Origin of the sequence: Kitasatospora sp. NPDC059812, assembly GCF_042732075.1 — a bacterium.
Classification (GTDB): Bacteria; Actinomycetota; Actinomycetes; order Streptomycetales; family Streptomycetaceae; genus Kitasatospora.
The window spans coordinates 21,454-38,141 of record NZ_JBHWIO010000041.1; the positions used below are offsets into that span (position 1 = coordinate 21,454).

12 protein-coding genes are annotated in these 16,688 nt (G+C 74.2%); 7 read left to right on the forward strand and 5 right to left on the reverse strand.

Translation table 11 applies throughout. The features are described 5' to 3' along the window. The first annotated feature begins 45 nt into the window (after nucleotides 1-45). Together efeU and efeB are read left to right on the forward strand one after the other, a co-directional pair. Complete coding sequence (gene efeU / locus ACFV6D_RS21170; RefSeq protein WP_380560725.1) at nucleotides 46-2,118, forward strand: iron uptake transporter permease EfeU; 2,073 nt, start codon at nucleotides 46-48, stop codon at nucleotides 2,116-2,118. Further along, the gene (gene efeB, locus ACFV6D_RS21175) at nucleotides 2,118-3,446 is read left to right on the forward strand and encodes an iron uptake transporter deferrochelatase/peroxidase subunit (RefSeq protein ID WP_079135342.1); all 1,329 of its coding nucleotides are present in this window, start codon (nucleotides 2,118-2,120) and stop codon (nucleotides 3,444-3,446) included. The genes efeU and efeB overlap by 1 nt, the downstream gene beginning before the upstream one ends. 109 nt (nucleotides 3,447-3,555) lie before the next feature. Here efeB and ACFV6D_RS21180 read toward each other — a convergent pair whose 3' ends face one another. Next, on the reverse strand, nucleotides 3,556-4,941 hold the full coding sequence (locus ACFV6D_RS21180) for a sensor histidine kinase (protein ID WP_380560726.1): 1,386 nt from the start codon (nucleotides 4,939-4,941) through the stop codon (nucleotides 3,556-3,558). Next, nucleotides 4,938-5,621, reverse strand: a complete 684-nt coding sequence (locus ACFV6D_RS21185) for a response regulator transcription factor (RefSeq protein WP_380560727.1) — start codon at nucleotides 5,619-5,621, stop codon at nucleotides 4,938-4,940. Before ACFV6D_RS21185 ends, ACFV6D_RS21180 begins: the two co-directional genes overlap by 4 nt. Before the next feature lie 214 nt (nucleotides 5,622-5,835). On the opposite strand from ACFV6D_RS21185, the gene ACFV6D_RS21190 reads away from it, so the two are divergent. The 3 genes from ACFV6D_RS21190 (at nucleotide 5,836) to ACFV6D_RS21200 (ending at nucleotide 11,283) form a co-directional block, all read left to right on the forward strand. Next, entirely contained in the window at nucleotides 5,836-7,305 is a 1,470-nt protein-coding gene (locus ACFV6D_RS21190; RefSeq protein ID WP_380560728.1) for a glutamate synthase subunit beta, read from the forward strand. A gap of 163 nt (nucleotides 7,306-7,468) precedes the next feature. Further along, entirely contained in the window at nucleotides 7,469-10,081 is a 2,613-nt protein-coding gene (locus ACFV6D_RS21195) for a hypothetical protein (protein ID WP_380560729.1), read from the forward strand. Further along, nucleotides 10,078-11,283 (forward strand): hypothetical protein, encoded by a 1,206-nt coding sequence (locus ACFV6D_RS21200; protein ID WP_380560730.1) that lies wholly within the window; start codon nucleotides 10,078-10,080, stop codon nucleotides 11,281-11,283. The genes ACFV6D_RS21195 and ACFV6D_RS21200 overlap by 4 nt, the downstream gene beginning before the upstream one ends. 62 nt (nucleotides 11,284-11,345) lie before the next feature. Here ACFV6D_RS21200 and ACFV6D_RS21205 read toward each other — a convergent pair whose 3' ends face one another. Next, nucleotides 11,346-12,785: a hypothetical protein gene (locus ACFV6D_RS21205; RefSeq protein WP_380560731.1), complete on the reverse strand. Its 1,440-nt coding sequence runs from the start codon at nucleotides 12,783-12,785 to the stop codon at nucleotides 11,346-11,348. 220 nt (nucleotides 12,786-13,005) lie between these two features. Between ACFV6D_RS21205 and ACFV6D_RS21210 the strand changes: the two genes are divergently transcribed. After that, nucleotides 13,006-13,557: a YcxB family protein gene (locus ACFV6D_RS21210; RefSeq protein WP_380560732.1), complete on the forward strand. Its 552-nt coding sequence runs from the start codon at nucleotides 13,006-13,008 to the stop codon at nucleotides 13,555-13,557. 38 nt (nucleotides 13,558-13,595) lie between these two features. Here the strand turns inward: ACFV6D_RS21210 and ACFV6D_RS21215 are convergent, their stop codons facing one another. Next, nucleotides 13,596-14,915 (reverse strand): MFS transporter, encoded by a 1,320-nt coding sequence (locus ACFV6D_RS21215; RefSeq protein ID WP_380560733.1) that lies wholly within the window; start codon nucleotides 14,913-14,915, stop codon nucleotides 13,596-13,598. 123 nt (nucleotides 14,916-15,038) lie between these two features. On the opposite strand from ACFV6D_RS21215, the gene ACFV6D_RS21220 reads away from it, so the two are divergent. Beyond that, nucleotides 15,039-15,686, forward strand: coding sequence for a TetR/AcrR family transcriptional regulator C-terminal domain-containing protein (locus ACFV6D_RS21220; protein ID WP_208869034.1), 648 nt, complete (start codon nucleotides 15,039-15,041; stop codon nucleotides 15,684-15,686). 294 nt (nucleotides 15,687-15,980) lie between these two features. Here ACFV6D_RS21220 and ACFV6D_RS21225 read toward each other — a convergent pair whose 3' ends face one another. Beyond that, nucleotides 15,981-16,688: a response regulator gene (locus ACFV6D_RS21225; protein ID WP_380560746.1), complete on the reverse strand. Its 708-nt coding sequence runs from the start codon at nucleotides 16,686-16,688 to the stop codon at nucleotides 15,981-15,983.

Below are 16,688 nucleotides of genomic sequence, written 5' to 3' on the forward strand. Positions count from 1 at the left end.
CGAGTTCAGGTACGACCCGGGGTGACCGGGGGAGGAGCCCGCTGCATGTGGGATGAGGCGTTTCCCAGCTTTCTGATCGGGCTGCGCGAAGGTCTGGAAGCCGGACTGATCGTGTCGATCCTGGTCGCCACGCTCGTCCGGTTCGGGCACAAGGCCCGGTTGCCGCAGGTGTGGACCGGCGTCGCGGCGGCGATCGCGCTCAGCCTCAGCTTCGGCGCGGTGCTCACCTTCACCGCCGCCAACCTCTCCGGCCACGCCCAGGAGGCGTTCGGCGGGGTGCTGAGCCTGATCGCGGTCGGCTTCGTCACCGCGATGGTGTTCTGGATGCGCCGCTCGGCGCGCACCCTCTCCGCCGAGCTGAAGGAGAAGGTCCAGGCCTCGCTGGCGATGGGCGCCGGCGCGCTGGTGCTCACCAGCTTCCTGGCCGTCGGCCGCGAAGGCCTGGAGACCTCACTCTTCCTGTGGACCAACGTGCGCACCGCCGGGGAGTCCACCGGGCCGCTGCTCGGCGCGGCCGTCGGCCTGGTGCTCTCGGCCGGCCTCTGCTGGGGCCTGTACCGGCGGGCGCTGAAGATGAACCTCACCCGGTTCTTCACCATCACCGGCGCCGGCCTGATCGTGGTCGCGGCGGGCGTGCTCGGCTACGGCCTGCGCGACCTGCAGGAGTCCGGGCTGGTCGGCGGCGGCAGCTCGTACGCGTTCGACCTGAGCGGCCACCTGGACGCCTCCTCCTGGTACGCCACGCTGGTGCAGGGCACCCTCAACCTGACCGTCACCATGACGGTCCTCCAGGTCGTCGGCTACCTCGCCTACCTGTGCATCGTGATGACGCTGTTCGTCGAGGGCGTCCGCGGCGGCAAGACCGCTCCGGCCCCCGGGAAGGCGGCGCAGGGCGAGGAGACGGCGCAGGACGAGAAGGTTGGGGCGGCCGCGCCCGAGGCCGCCGGGCCGGTGCGGTCCGGACGGCCGCGCTGGGCCGTGCCGACCGCGCTGGTCGCGGTGCCGGTGGTGATCGCCGGGGCCGTGATCGCGGTCAGCGACGGCAAACAGAGCAGCTCCGCCACCGTGTCCGTCTCCGAGCAGGAGTGCGGCAAGGGCTTCAGCACCCCGCTGCCCGGCCAGCAGGTGTTCCAGATGCACAACACCGGCGACAAGGTCTCCGAGGTCTACCTGGTCAACCCGGCCAGCGGCGCCGTCTACGGCGAGATCGAGGGCCTGGCCCCCGGCACCACCCGCGCGCTGACCGCGACCATCGGCTCCGGCGACTACGCCTGGCGCTGCGTGCCCACCGGCGGCACCTCCGTCACCTCGGCCGCCGTGCACGTCACCGGCGGCGGCCAGGTCAAGGCCGTCAAGCCGGTCGCCGAGGACGACCTCAAGGGCCCGCTCGACGCCTACAAGGACTACGTCAACAAGGGCCTCGCGACCCTGCTGACGCAGACCCAGAAGCTCCAGGCCGACGTCCACGGCGGCGACCTCGCCACCGCCAAGGCCGACTGGCTCACCGCCCACCTCCAGTACGCCTCGCTCGGCGCCGCCTACGGCACCTTCGCCGACCTCGACGGCAAGATCGACGGCCGGCCCGACGGGCTCGCCGACAAGGCCCAGGACAAGGACTTCACCGGCTTCCTGCGCCTGGAGTACGGCCTCTGGCACGGCCAGTCCGCCGCCGACCTGACGCCCGTCGCCGACCAACTGGCCGCCGATGTCGCCAAGCTCGGGCAGGACTTCCCCGGCCAGGACTTCGACCCCGGAGACCTCCCGCTGCGCGCCCACGAGATCCTGGAGAACACCCTCCAGTTCGAGCTCACCGGCGACACCGACCAGGGCAGCGGCACCAACCTGGCCACCACCCAGGCCAACCTGGCCGGCACCCGGGAACTGCTGACCGTCCTGCAGCCGCTGCTCGACGAGCGCGACCCGCAGCTGCTCACCCGCGTCGACGCCGGGATGAAGCGGGTCGGCGACCTGGTCGCCGCCTCCCACAAGCCCGAGGGCTGGACCGCGCTGGAGCAGCTCCCCGCCGACGCCCGCCGCCAGCTCAACGGCGCCACCGGCCAGCTGCTCGAAGACCTCGCCCCCATCCCCGCCCTGCTCGAGATCCGGAAGGCCGCCTGATGACCGACCACACCGCCGCCACCGGAGGCTCCTGCCCGTTCCCGCACGCCGCCGCGCCCGCCCCGGCCGTCGCCGAGGGCGGCTGCCCGGCCGGCCCGGCCCGCCGCAGCTTCGTCCGGACCGCCCTCGGCGCCGGCGCCGGGGCGGCCGTCCTGGCGGGCGGGGCGTTCACCCTGGCCGCCGGCCCGGCCTCCGCCGGGGACAGCCGCCAGGCGAAGAGCGGGGCCGTCCCGTTCCACGGCGACCACCAGGCCGGCGTCACCACCCCGGCCCCCGGCTACGCGGCCTTCCTGTCCTGCCAGGTGATAGCCCAGGACCGCAAGGGCCTGGAGGACCTCCTCAAGACCCTGACCGAGCGGATCCGCTTCCTCACCGCCGGCGGCACCCCGCCCGACCTCGGCGTCGGCGCGCCGCCCGCCGACAGCGGCATCCTCGGCCCCACCGTGCCCACCGACAACCTGACCGTCACGGTCGGCGTCGGCGCCTCGCTGTTCGACGACCGGTACGGGCTGGCCAAGGCCAAGCCGACCAAGCTGGCCCCGATGAAGACCTTCCCCAACGACAATCTGCAGGCCGCCGAACTCCACGGCGACCTCTCGCTGCAGATCTGCGCCGACCGCCAGGACACCGTGCTGCACGCGCTGCGCGACATCACCCGGCACACCCGCGGCGCGATGCAGATCCTCTGGCGGATCGACGGCTTCCAGAACGAGTCCCGCCCGGACGGCGCCCAGCGCAACCTGCTCGGCTTCAAGGACGGCATAGTCAACCCCGACACCACCTCCGCCCGCGAGATGGACCGGCTGATCTGGGTCACCGACGGACTGGGCGAGCCCGCCTGGGCGACCGGCGGCAGTTACCAGGTGATCCGGATCATCCGGATGCTGATCGAGTTCTGGGACCGCGTCACCCTCGCCGAGCAGGAGAAGATGTTCGGCCGCCGCCGCGACACCGGCGCGCCGCTGGACGGCCGCCAGGAGACCGACGCGCCGGACTACGGCAAGGACCCGGAGGGCAAGGCGATCCCGCTCAAGGCGCACATCCGGCTCGCCAACCCGCGCACCGCCGACACCGACACCTCGCGCATCCTGCGCCGCGGCTTCAACTACGACCGGGGCGTCGACAAGGCCGGCAACCTGGACATGGGCCTGGTGTTCTGCTGCTACCAGCAGGACGTGGTGCGGCAGTTCGAGGCCACCCAGACCCGGCTCATCGACGAGCCGCTGGTCGACTACATCTCGCCGACCGGCGGCGGGTACTTCTTCGTCCTGCCGGGCGTGAAGGACAACGCCGACTGGCTCGGACGCGGGCTGCTCGCGGCGCTCTGACGACGGTTTGACGGCGGTCTCACGGCGGCCGACGTGACGCCGGGCCCCGGGCGCTGCCGCGCGCCCGGGGCCCGGCGGCGTTGCGCGGACGGGAGGTCGAGGACACGCCCTACGGGCCGAGGGTAAAGCCGATCACGGCGCCGCCGCCGTCCCGGTTGGCGGCGAAGGCCTCGCCGCCGTGCGAGCCGGCCACCTCGTGCACGATGGCCAGGCCCAGCCCCGAACCGGGCAGGCTGCGCGCGGCGGTGGCCCGGTAGAAGCGGTCGAAGACCCGGGAGAGGTCGTCCTCGTCGATCCCCGGCCCGCCGTCGCGCACCTCGACCCGGCGGCCGCGCACCACCACCTCGATCGGGGCCGTCCCGGCCGGGTCGAACTTGGCGGCGTTGTCCAGCAGGTTGCCCACCGCCCGGGACAGCGCGTCCGGGCGGGCCGTGACCACCGTGTCGTCGGCGTCCACGGTGATCTCCCGGCCGCTGCGCCGCCGGGCCTGTGCGGCGGCCTCGCGCACCAGCTCGGCCAGCACCAGTTCGGTCGGTTCCTCGTCGGCCTTCCGGTCCGCGGCGAGCGCCACCAGCTCCTCCACCAGCAGCGTCAACTCCCGTGCCTCCTCGGCCAGATCGGCCATCAGTGCTTCCTGTTCGGCGGGCGGCAGGCGGTCCAGGCTGGGCAGGACCGAGAGGTTGGTGCGCAGGCTGGTCAACGGGGTGCGCAGCTCGTGCCCGGCGTCCTGGACGAGTCGGCGCTGGTTCTCCTTCGCCGTGGCGAGCCGGCCCAGCATCCGGTCGAAGGCCCGGCCGAGCCGGCCGACCTCGTCCGTCCCGGCGGCTGGCACCGGAACGTCCAACCGTCCGCTGGCGGCGACGAGTTCGGCCGCGTCGGTGAGCCGGACCAGCCGGCCGGTGATCCGCCGGGCGAGCAGCCAGCCGGCCCCGCCCGCGAGCACCGCGACCACCGCCACCGACACCCCGGTACGGATCCGCAGCGTCGCCAACAGGTGCTCGGTGGGGCCCAGTTGCTGGGCGATCTGGACCGCGCCGCGGCCGCCGCCGAGCGAGACCACGGCCACCCGGTAGGTGTCGCCGTGCACGGGCCGAAGTCCGGACGAGGTCCGGCCGGGGGCGTCGGAGCGGGCGAGGGAGCGGTCCTCCGGGGTCGGCCGGAGGTCGATCCGGGCGGTGCCGGGCAGCACCTCCCCGTCGGGGCCGAGGGACTGCGAGGTGACCCGGATCGGGCGCAGCAGATCCTCGCTCAGGCCGCTCGTGCCGTTGAAGTCGCCGGGGAACAGCATCTCCCGGCCGACCTGCTGGTGCACCGCCTGGACGGCCGCGGTGAAGTCGGCGGCCTCGTCGTCCCGGATCAGCCGGGCGGCGGAGCGGTAGCCGAGCGCGCCGATCAGCACCGCGACCAGGGCGGCCATCGCGGCGAAGGCGAGCGAGACGGTGGTGCGCAGCCCCGGGCGCGGCCACAGCAGCCGCGGCCGGCCACGGCCGGTCACGACTCGCGCAGCGTGTAGCCGACGCCGCGGACGGTGTGGATCAGCGGTGTCAGGCCGGGCCGGTCCAGCTTGCGGCGCAGGTAGCCGATGAACACCGCGAGGTTCTTCGAGCCGGGGCCGAAGTCGTAGCCCCAGATCTGCTCGTACACCGTGGCCTGGTCGAGCACCGAGCCCGCGTGCCGGGTCAGCAGCTCCAGCAGGTCGAACTCGGTCCGGGAGAGCTCCAGCTCCTGCCCGGCCCGCCAGGCCCGCCGGGCGTGCGGCTCGACCCGCAGGTCGGCCACCGCGAGGACGCCGCCGCCGACGGGTTCGGGCGGGCTGCGGCGCAGCAGGGCGCGCAGGCGGGCGAACAGCTCGTCCACGTCGAAGGGCTTGACCAGGTAGTCGTCGGCCCCGGCGTCGAGCCCGGCGATCCGGTCCGGGACCTCGACCCGGGCGGTGAGCATCAGGACCGGGGTGCGGTCGCCGTCGGCGCGCAGGCGGCGGCAGACCTCCAGGCCGTCCGGGCCGGGCATCATCACGTCCAGCACCAGCAGGTCCGGGCGCTGCTCCGTGAGGGCGGCCAGGGTCTGCGCGCCGTCCGCGGCGGTGCTCACCCGGTAGCCCTCCAGCTGGAGGGCGCGGGTGAGGGAGTCGCGGATGGCCCGGTCGTCCTCGGCGATCAGCACGGTGTGGGTCATGGCCCCGATTCTCCCCGGCGCGCCCGCGGCGGCGTCCGGCGGGTCCGGGCGACGGCCTCCGCCGGGTCCCCGGGTCCGCGGGTCCGGGCCCGGCCGGTGGCCGTACCGGCTGCGGCTTTCGCAGCGCCGGGGACGGGCGTACGGTGGCCACACGGTGGCGTGTCCGCCGGGGGTGCCACCGGGTCCTTGTCGGCACACCCCGCCGGAGGCCGCGATGGCAGACCGGATGGCCTTCCTCACCACCCCGCGCGCCGAGCGCGAGCGGCGGGACGCACAGCAGCGGCTGGGGGACTCCCGGGAGGTGTACCGGCCGCGGGCGCCGCTGCCGGTGGTGGGCGGGCAGGCGGGCCGGTGCATGGACTGCGGGCTGCCGTTCTGCCACCACGCCTGCCCGCTGGGAAACCTGGTGCCGGAGTGGAACCGGCTGGTGGCGGACGCGGACTGGCGGGCCGCCGCCGCCCGGCTGCTGGCGACCAACAACTTCCCCGAGTTCACCGGACGGCTCTGCCCGGCGCCCTGCGAGAGCGCGTGCGTGCTGGCCATCGACGGCGCGGCGGTGACGATCAAGAACGTCGAGCTGGCGATCACCGACCGGGCCTGGGAAGAGGGCTGGGACCTGCCGCAGCCGCCCGAGCGGAGCGCCGGGCGGCGGGTGGCCGTGGTCGGGTCGGGCCCGGCCGGCCTGGCCGCCGCGCAACAGCTGACCCGGGCCGGGTACGCCACCACGGTGTACGAGCGGGCCGACCGCCTAGGCGGGCTGCTTCGCTACGGGATCCCGCCGTTCCGGCTGGAGAAGCACCGGCTGGACCGGCGGCTCGACCAGATGCGGGCCGAGGGCACGGACTTCTGCACCGGGGTGTCCGTCGGCCGGGACCTCGCGGCCGGGGAACTGCGGGCCGGGTGCGACGCGCTGGTGGTGGCGGTCGGCGCGACCGCCTGCCGGGAGCTGGCGGTGCCGGGGTGCGCCCTGCCCGGCGTGCACCAGGCGATCGACTACCTGACCTGGGCGAACCGGGTCGACGAGGGCGACCGTGCGACCCCGCCGGTGTCCGCCGAGGGCCGGCACGTGGTGATCGTCGGCGGCGGGGACACCGCGGCCGACTGCCTGGGGACGGCGCTGCGCCAGGGCGCGGCCTCCGTCACCCAGCTCGACATCAACCCGTGCCCGCCGGTGTGCCGGGCGCCGGGGCAGCCCTGGCCCGTCCACCCGAAGGTGTACCGGGAGACCACCTCGCACGAGGAGTCGGGGGCCACGGCGGCCGGGCCCCGGGTGTTCGCGGCGACCACGCTCGGCTTCGAGGCCGGACCGGACGGCCGGCTGGCCGCCGTCCGCTTCGCCGAGGCCGAACCGGCCGACCGCAGCCCCCGGGCCGGCACCGAGCGGAGCGTCCCGGCCGAGCTGGTGCTGCTCGCGCTGGGCTTCAGCGGCCCGGAGCCGGACCAGGGGCTGATCACCCAACTCGGCCTCGCCACCGGCCCGGACGGCGCCCTGGCCCGGGACGACGACTTCGCCACCGGCGCGCCGGGCGTCTTCGTCGCCGGGGACGCCGGGCGCGGGCAGTCACTGATCGTGTGGGCGATCGCCGAGGGGCGGGCGGCGGCCGCGGCGGTGGACCGCCATCTGCGCGGCGGCACCGAACTCCCGGCGCCGATCCGGGCGTCGGCGCGGGCGCTCACGCTTTGAGGGGCGCGCGGGCGCTCACGCGCTGAGGGGCGTGCGGGCGGGCCCGGTAGCCCTGCCGCACTTCCTCGCAACCCGCCGTGCGCCGCGAGCCGTTCGGGCGCGGCGCGTCCCCCGGGCGGCGCCGGGTAGGGCTCGGGGCAGCAGACGGACGGAGGGGACCGCCATGCCCGACCACTTCCCGGACACACCCGCACCGCCGACCCCGCCCACACCACCGTGGCCGGACGGCCAGCCGCCGGTGCTCGGCCACGCGGCCCGCAGCATCCCGAAGGCCACCCTCGTCCCGCTCCGGGTGGACGGCCCGCAGCGCGGCCCGGCCTTCGCCGGGCACGCCTATCTGCGCGGGCTCGACCTGCGCCCGGGCGAAGTGGCCGCCGTCCGCGAGCAGGTGACGGCGGACCTGCCCTGGGAACTGCTCGCCGCCTGCGCCGCCGCCCCGGCCGATCGCACGCTGCGGGCCGCCGCCCTCGCCGCCGTCGACGGCGCCGCGCTGCGCGCCCTCGGCGCCGCGCTGGAGCGGGTGCGCCGGGCAGCGGGCACCGAGGAGGGCCTGGCGCTGGCCGCCCGGGCCGCCGCCGCGAACGCCGCCTACGACCACAACGCGGCCGTCACCCCGATCGGCATGATGAACCTGGAACGCCTGGAGATGGCCCCGGCCGGCATCGAGCGGGGCGAACTCGTCGCCACCATCCCGCTCGCGCCGCTGGAGGAGACGGCCGTCTCCCAGAAGGAGTGGTCCGTCACCTCCAAGGAGTTCAGCTCGATCGTCACCGACACGCTGGAGAACGTCAGCGAGACCGGCGTCACCGACAACACCGAACTCTCCCAGTCCACCACCAACCAGTTGCAGCACAGCAACCAGTTCAACGTCACCGGCACCGTCTCCGGCGGCATCCCGCTCATCTCCGGCTCCGTCACCTCCGGCATGACCAGCCAGAACTCCGACTCCCAGTCCGCCACCGACAGCCGCAAGCACGCGACCACGCTCACCCAGAAGGCCTCCTCCCGCACCAAGCAGGAGCACAAGGTCACCATCACGACGACCACCGTCACCGGCTCCTCGGAGACCACCACCCGCACGCTGAAGAACGCCAGCCCCACCGACCCGATCCGGATCGACTACTTCAGCATGATGCGCAAGTGGCGGGTCCGGCTCTACCGCTCCGGGCTGCGCCTCACCTACGACCTGGCGATCCCCGAACCGGCCGGCGCGCTGCGCGAGGCCTACGCGGAACTCGCCGCGCTGGAATCGAAGGTGGGGCCGTTCCAGTTCGACGTGCCGCACTCGGACATCACCGAGGAGGTCCGCCCCGGCGAGAGCCAGCCGCACTACCTGGTGCTCGCCGAGCGGTACGGCGCCGTGGTGCAGCTCGCCCCCGGCCCGCACCCGGACGTCCACGTCAACGCCACCGCGCCGAACAACGACGGCGCCGGCATCTACGACGCGCCGCCGCTCACCGTCCCGGACGGCTACTGGATCAAGAACCTCTGGTTCCAGTTCGCCTCCGAGAGCCGCACCGGCGACTACAACTACAACCTCAAGGTGCTCGGCAGCACCATCCCCGAGTGGAACGAGCCGTTCGGCTCCCACGGCCCGGTCGACCTCGCCGACCCGGCCGACGGCGCGCTGCTGCGGCACGCGGGCGGGCCGTCCGTGGTGAGCTTCCACCTGGTCAACAACCGGCAGACCTGGCTCAGCCTCACGGCCGTCGTCGAACCCACCGACGAGGCCCGGCGGCAGTGGCAGAACGGCGTCTGGTCGGCCCTGTTCAACGCCGCCCAGACCAAGTACTACGCCGAACAGCAGGACCTCGCCGCCCGCGCCGCCGCCCTGCGGGACCGGCTGAACGGCGTGGACACCCTCACGCTCCGGCGCGAGGAGAGCGACGAGGTCATGAAGGGCGTGCTGCGCTTCCTGCTCGGCGTGGACTACCACGTGATGCCGCAGGAGGTGGTCGACGCGTTCAAGGCCTCCGTCGGCAACGACCCCGACCGGCTGCGCCACGGCGCCGGCTTCCCCGGCGACGACACCGGCGGGATCGGGGTGAGCGCCGCGGCCTGGGCGGCCGTGCTCGGGCACGAGGCGGAGGTGGCCTTCATCAACCAGGCCATCGAGTGGGAGAACGTCGTCACCTTCCTCTACTCGTACTTCTGGGACGCGCCCGCCGCCTGGGGCTTCGTCAGCAGGATCACCCACCCCGACGCCAACCGGCAGGCCTTCCTGCGCGCGGGCAGCGCCCGGGTGGTGCTCACCGTGCGCAAGGGCTGGGAGGAGGCCTGGGTGCGCTTCGCCGAAGGCGGCTTCCACGGCGCCCCGCTGCCCGCCGACCACCCGTACCTCACCATCGCCCGGGAGATCGCCGCCTACGACGACCGGAACTACCCCGGCATCCCGCCGGCCAACCCCGGCAGCAGCACGCTGCTGCTGGAGGACGAGGTGGTGACCACCTGCGCCGCCGCGGTCGAACCGGCCGCCGGGGGAGCGCCCGTCCTGGTGCCGGTGGCGTCCAGCGCGGGCTTCGAGGCGGACGCCGTCGTGCTCGTCGACGAGTACGACGACCGCCGGATCCAGGAGACCGCCCGGGTGGTGCGGGTCCCGGACGACGGGCGGCACCTGCTGCTGGCCGGCCTCACCCACCGCCACGACGGCACCATGACACCGTTCCCGGTCCGCCGCCCGGGTCGGCGCGGCACCCTGATCGCCGAGTGGAACGAGTACACGCCGACCTCCGGCACCGACATCGCCGTCAGTAGCCCGCTCAAGGACATGTCGTGAGCTTCCTGCGCGACGAGGACGCCTGCCAACTGCTGGGCCCGCCACGCGCGGAGCCGCCCACGGTCTTCGAGTACCTGGCCGCCGAACTGTGGGTCCGCCACCACTTCGGGACGGACTTCGAGGCCCGCCCCGGCGCGACCTGGGTGACCTTCCAGCTCGACCGGATCGGCGAGTGGTGGGGCACGCCCGGCCGGGGCAGGCTCGACCAGCAGGACGCGCTGCCCTACGCCAGGCTCACCCAGCAGCCGCCGGACCCGGTGCTGCGGATGGTGCTCCAGGTGCTCTCCGAGGACCTGCGCAACGTCTTCCCGGCGGCGAAGGTCGAGGCGATCACCCGGATGCTCAAGGACCGGAGCACCCCGGCGGTCAAACTGGTCAAGGCGATCCGCGAGCTCACCCCCGGCGGGGCGCTCAAACCGGACATGCTCGGCATCCAGAACCACGTGCCGGAGCTGAGGCTGGAAGCCCTGGAGGTCGGCACCGAGGGCGGCGCCCTCGACACCCACCGCGAACTCCAGGGCAAGATCTCGGTGTTGCGGGACCCGTGCGGCCGGATGATCGGGAACCGGCTGGCCGTCATGCAGCAGACCGCCGTCAAGCAGCTGCCCGACACGGTGGTCGGCGCGGGCACCGACTGGCGGCTCGGCGCGGGGCTGATGGTGTTGCCGATGCCGCTCAACGTCACCGAGGCGAACGGGGAGACCTCCGTCGACTGGATCTGCTACTGGCCCACCAACCGGGCGGAGTTCAAGGACCACCCGCGGCCCGCGAACGGGCGCCCCGGCTACGACGGGCTGGTGCTCTACCACATCCACCGGGTGCCGCTGCGGTCGGTGCAACTGCCCGACAAGATCCGCGAGGCGATGCTCAGACTGATCGCCGCCCGCCAGCGCGCCCGCACGCTGGGGCCGACGCTGCTCCCCGAACTGGCCACCGCGGTGCAGCGCGACCAACGGCTGTTCACCCGTGAGGGCGAGCTGTTCCTGGCCGGGCTGGGCGCGGGTGCGCTGCTCGCGCTGGGCATCTGGGCGGCGGCCGGGGCGGGGCTGGTCGCCGGGCTGGCGACGGTGGCCAAGGGCGGGCTGGTGGCCGCGGCGGGCGCGCCCGAGGTGTTCGTCGGCGCGGTGGCGGGCGCGGCCCGGCTGGCGGACGAACTGTGGCCGGCGGTCTCGCAGTTGGGGTACCTGCTGCCGGCGCGTTGAGCACGGCCTGGCCCGGCCCGGCCCGGACGGACCAGGACGGGCCGGGTTCGGCCGGCTCCGGGTCAGAGCAGCGGCAGTCGGCGGAGGAAGACGTCAGGGGCCTGGTTGGTGTCGCCCGGGACGAGGGTGCCGTCCTCGGAGGTGAACAGCACCGTGGTGCCGAGGGCGTCGACGAACGGCCGCTCCGAGGCGCCGGCGGTCTGCGAGCCGTCCGTCGCCACGCTGACCCGCTCGGTGCGGCCGGTCCACAGGTCGCGCCGGAAGACGTCCCCGGCGTTGTTGGTGTCCCCGGGCACCAGGTTCGCCGCGTCGGAATCGAAGTAGACCCAGCGGGCGTCGGCGGTGATCTGCCCGTGGTAGGAGTCGCCGGAGGTCTTCGTCCCCGGGAGCCCGGCGCTGACCAGGGTCTCGGTGCCCTCCTCCAAGTCGCGGACGTACACCTCGAAGTGGTGCCCCCAGGGGCCGTTGCCGTCCTGGAGCAGCGCCGAGTAGACGGCGTACCGGCCGTCCTGGCTGAGCGCCGGGGAGGCCGCCCCGCGGTAGCCGCCCGCTCCGTCGGTGCTCGCCAGGACGCTCTGCTCGGCGCGGAGGTCGCGGACGTAGAGGGGGTAGAAGCGGGGCTTGAGGATCGTCGGCTGGTCGTCGTGCCGGAAGGAGTCGCGGACGAACTCCTCGTCGGAGACGGCGTCGAGTTCGGCGGCGGCCTTCGCGGCGAGGGCGCCGGGCTTGTCCTGGCCGATGATGTTGGTGGCCTTGGAGATGAAGCCGACCGAGCCGCCGTCCCCGCTGATCACCGGCTCGGCGGAGGAGGCGTTCGCCTCGGTGCCGTCCGCGCCGACGCTGACCAGGCGGGTCCCGCCCGTCCGGCGGTCGGTGACGTAGATGTTGCCGCCCGTCCAGGTGACCGTGCCGGGGGCCAGGTCGGAGCGGTTGGACTGGTAGGCGACGTACCGGCCGTCCCAGCTGATTGACGGGTGGCCGGACTGCCGGCCGGTCTGCGGCTTGGCCGGGTCGTGGCCGGTGGACACCAGCTCGGTGGTCCCCGTCCAGCGGTCGTGGACGTAGACGTCCTCGAAGCCGAGGTTCCCGCCGGGGGCGAGGTTGGTGGCGTAGGAACTGAACGCCACGTAGCGGCCGTCGCCGCTGATCGTGGCGTCGAAGGAGTCGTCGGCCGCCTGGGCGCCGTCCGCGCCGGTGTTGGCCCGCTCGGTCCGGCCGGTCCACAGGTCCCGGACGAAGACGTCCGACTTGCCGTTGGTGTCGCCGGGCACCAGGTTGGCGGCCTTGGAGGTGAAGACGGCGAAGCGGCCGTCGGCGCTCAGACCGGCGGCGTACGAGGCGCCGTCGGGCTGCGCCTGGCTGAGCCCGACGGACACCCGTTCGGTGCGGCCGCGCGGCGCGTCCGCCTGGGCGGGCGTCGCCACCGTGACGGCGGCCAGCGTGGCCGCCGCCAGCGCGCCGGCCGCGCGCAGCAGGTGTGGTGCGGAACGTGTGCGGGTCATCTGATCCCTCCCCTGGGTACGGCCGGCCGCGCCGAACTCCCCGGCGGCCGGCTCGTGGTGAGCCAACCGCCGGGTGCGGCGGGAGGTCAACGAGGCCTGCCCGGGAGCGGCGGAATCGCGTCACCGCGAGGGGAGGGAGAGGGTGATGGATCGGGTGCACACGGCCTTTGTTAGCATCCGGCGGCAGAGGCGTCGGGCGGAGGGTGCGGAGGGGTTGCGGGTGGAGGGTGCGGAGGGGGCGCGGGTGGAGGGCGGCAAGCGGGTGGAGGAGTCGGCCGAGGTCCGCTACACGCCGACGACCGCGGACTTCCGGGCGGCCTTCGCGGCCCGGGCCCGGGGCACGGCGGCGGGTCGACGGGCCCGGCGGTCGAGGTACCTGATCGCCTCCTGCACCGCGGCCGGCGCGGTGCTGACCTCGGTCGCCGACCGGACGGTGGGCCCGCCGGCCCTGGTGATGCTCGCGGTCGCGCTGCTGCTGGTGGTCGGACTGCCCTGGCTGCAACTGCGTCAGGTGCGGCGGATGGCGGCGGACAAGGGCGAGTTCCGGATCGTCCTCGGCGAGGCCGGGGTGACCGTCACCAACGCGGTGTCCAGCACCGAACTCGCCTGGCGGGAGCTTCCGTACTACCTGGAGACGCCCGAACTCTTCGTCCTGCTGGGCGGGGACGAGCAGACGCACGTGCTGACCCTGTTGCCCAAGCGCGGCACCGGAGACCCGGGCCGGCTCGGCGCGTTGATCGCCCGGCACGCCACGGTGCCCGCCCGGGGTTGAGGGGCGGCGCCCCGGTTCGCCGCTGTCGGGGTGGGCGGTCATGGCGTGGGTTGTCGGTCGGGTCGGGCGGGCTGGTCGAGGTGGTTTAGCTGGTCGGGGTGGCTTAGCTGGTCGCGCTGGTCGCGCTGGTCGTAGCGCCAGAGCGCGGGCAGTGCGGCCGACAGGGCGGCAGTGCCGGCCAGGCAGAGCAGGCCGCCGGTGCGCAGCGCGACGCGGATGCCCTGCCGGGCGGCGAGACCGCCGGCCCGCAGGTCCCCGAGGGCGGGGCCGGCGGAGCCGATCAGCATCTCCAGACCGGCGGCACGGCCCCGAAGTTCGTCCGGAATGGACTGGTTCCAGATCGCGCTGCGGAAGGTGTCGCCGATCTGGTTGGCGCCGCCCGCGACGAGCAGGCAGAGCAGGACGGCCCACAGGCCGGGGGCGAACGAGGCCGCAGCCGTCGCCGCGCCGACGAGGGCGGCGCAGAGCAGCACCAGTCGGCCGTGCCGGTGCACCCGCTCGGTCCAGCCGCCGGTGGCGGCCGCGAGCAGGCCGCCCGCCGCAGCGGCCGAGTAGAGCAGGCCGAGCGCCCACACCGCGTCCAACTCCTGGGCGAGGAACGGGAACAGCGCGGTCGGCAGGGCGCAGACGGTGGCCGCGAGATCCGCCAGGTAGGTGCCCAGCAGGTCGGGGCGGCGGGCCGTGTACCGGGCGCCGTCGACGAACTCCCGCAGCCGCGGTGCCTCGGCGTCCCGCTGTGAGGGGACGGGCCGGACCCGGGTGAGCAGGGCGATCGAGACCAGGAAGGTGCCGAGGTCGACCAGGTAGGCGGCCGGGACGCCGGCCGTGGCGATCAGCACTCCGGCGGTGGCCGGGCCGGCCAGCCCGGCGATGCTCCAGCGCAGCGAGAGCAGGTTGCCCGCCGCCACCAGCTGGTCGGGCGGTACCAGCCGGGGGATCATCGCCTCCGCCGAGGGCTGCTGGAGGCCCTGCAGTGCCGCTGCCAGTCCGGCGGCCGCGTACAGCGGCCAGAGCGCGGGGGTGCCGAGCAGCGCGTTGGCGAGCAGCAGGGCGCTCAGTGCGGCGAGTGCGAGTTCGGTGACCAGGGCGACGGTTCGGCGGTCGGCACGGTCGGCGAGGACGCCCCCGTAGAGGCCGAACACGATGGTCGGCAGGAGTTCGACGGCGCCGACCGCGCCCACGGCCAGCGGTGAACCGGTGAGGTCGGCGATCTGGAGCGGGATCGCCGTCATGGTGAGGACGGAGCCGAGCAGGGTGACGGTGCCGGCCGTCCAGGTGAGGCGGAAGTCGCGGGAGGACCGCCAGGGCGCGGTGTTCGGCAGCAGTCGGGACCGGGGGCGGTCCGTTCCGGAGGTCATGGGGTGGTGGTTCCTTCGGGCCGTCGACCACGACGGCTCTCCTTATCGCTGATAAATTCCAGCTCGGGAACTTAGCGGCGATAAGGTGGATTGGGCAAGCGAATAACGGAGAGGCGGCCGGCGGTGGCACTGCAACGCGACGAGGTGGTGCGCACCGCGCTGCGCGTACTCGACGAGGAAGGCATCGACGGCCTGACCACCCGGCGGCTGGCCCGCGAACTCGGCGTCCAGTCACCCGCGTTGTACTGGCACTTCAAGAACAAGCGGGAACTGCTCGACCTGATGGCCGAGGCGATGCTCGCCGAGGCCCTCCCGGCCGACCGCAGCCCGGATCCGGAGCACTGGCCGGACTGGCTCGCCGCCGACGCCCGCGCCAAGCGCCACGCCCTGCTCGCCTACCGCGACGGCGCCCGGGTGCACGCCGGAACGCTGCCCACCGAAGACGAACTGCCCGCCGTTGAAGCCCAGTTGGACGCCCTCCGGCAGGCCGGCCTGCGGCCCCGCACCGCGCTGCGACTGCTGCTCACCATCGACCGCTACATCATGGGCTGGGTCACCGAGGAGCAGGCCTGGCGACAGGACGCCGCCGACCGCGCCCGGCCGCCCTTCCCGGACGAAGCCCTGCGCGACCTCCCGCTGCTGCGCGAGGCGGCCGACGTGCTGCGCATGACCGACCACGACGCCGACTTCGAGTACGGGCTGCGCGTCCTGATCGAGGGCTTCCGGGCCGAGATCGCGCGCGAGGCACTCGGGACGGATGGGCTCGCGTGACCGTCATGACCACCCTGGGCCTGCTCAGGCTGCGGCGGGCCGGTGCCCACCGCTGGCGGACCTGGACCTCGCCCCGGTAGTCGAACTCCGCCACGGCGGGCAGCCGGATGGCCGCCCGGTCGTGGATACGCGGTCCTTTTGCGCCGGCACCGTACGGGATCCGCTGCCAGGCGTCGGCCGGGGATCTTCGCCGCGCGGCAGCGGTCCTGGTCCTCGGCCCAGGACCTGGGCAGGTAGAGCTCGCGGTCGACAAGGACCCGCAGACAGAAAGCCCCCGCAGACGGAAAGCCCCCGCTACCCGCCTCCCGTGCGCGCGGTGACCAGGCCGGACTCGTAGGCTGCGATGACCGCCTGGGCGCGGTCCCGGACGTCGAGCTTGCCGAAGATGCTGGTGATGTAGTTCTTCACCGTCGACACGCTGATGTCCAGGGCCCGGGCGATCTCGGTGTTGTCGAGGCCGGTGGCCATCAGCCGCCACACCTCGACCTCCCGGGGCGTCAGCCCGCCCGTGTCGGTGACCGGCGGCGGGGCGCCGACCGGGGCCCGGACGTAGGTGGAGATCAGCCGGGTGAGCAGGCGCGGGGCGACCACCGCCTCGCCGGCGTGGACGGTGCGGATCGCCGCGCCCAGTTCCTCCGGCGAGACGTCCTTGGGCAGGAACCCGTGGGCGCCGGCGCGCAGCGCGGCCACCACGTACTCGTCCATGTCGAAGGTGCTGAGGGCGAGGACTCGGCAGGAGGGGAGGATGCGGGCCAGCTCCCGGGTCGCGCCGACCCCGTCGAGCACGGGCATCCGGATGTCCATCACCACGACGTCGGGGCGCAGCAGGCGGGCGGCGGTGACGGCCTGCTCCCCGTTCTCGGCCTCGCCCACCACCTCGAAGGACGGGTCGGGGGAGAGGATCAGGGACAGGCCGCGCCGCACCAGCGGCTGGTCGTCCGCGATGAGGACCCGGATACCCGGTGCCACCGCGCCCACCGGGCCGTCGTCGTTCGACCTCAC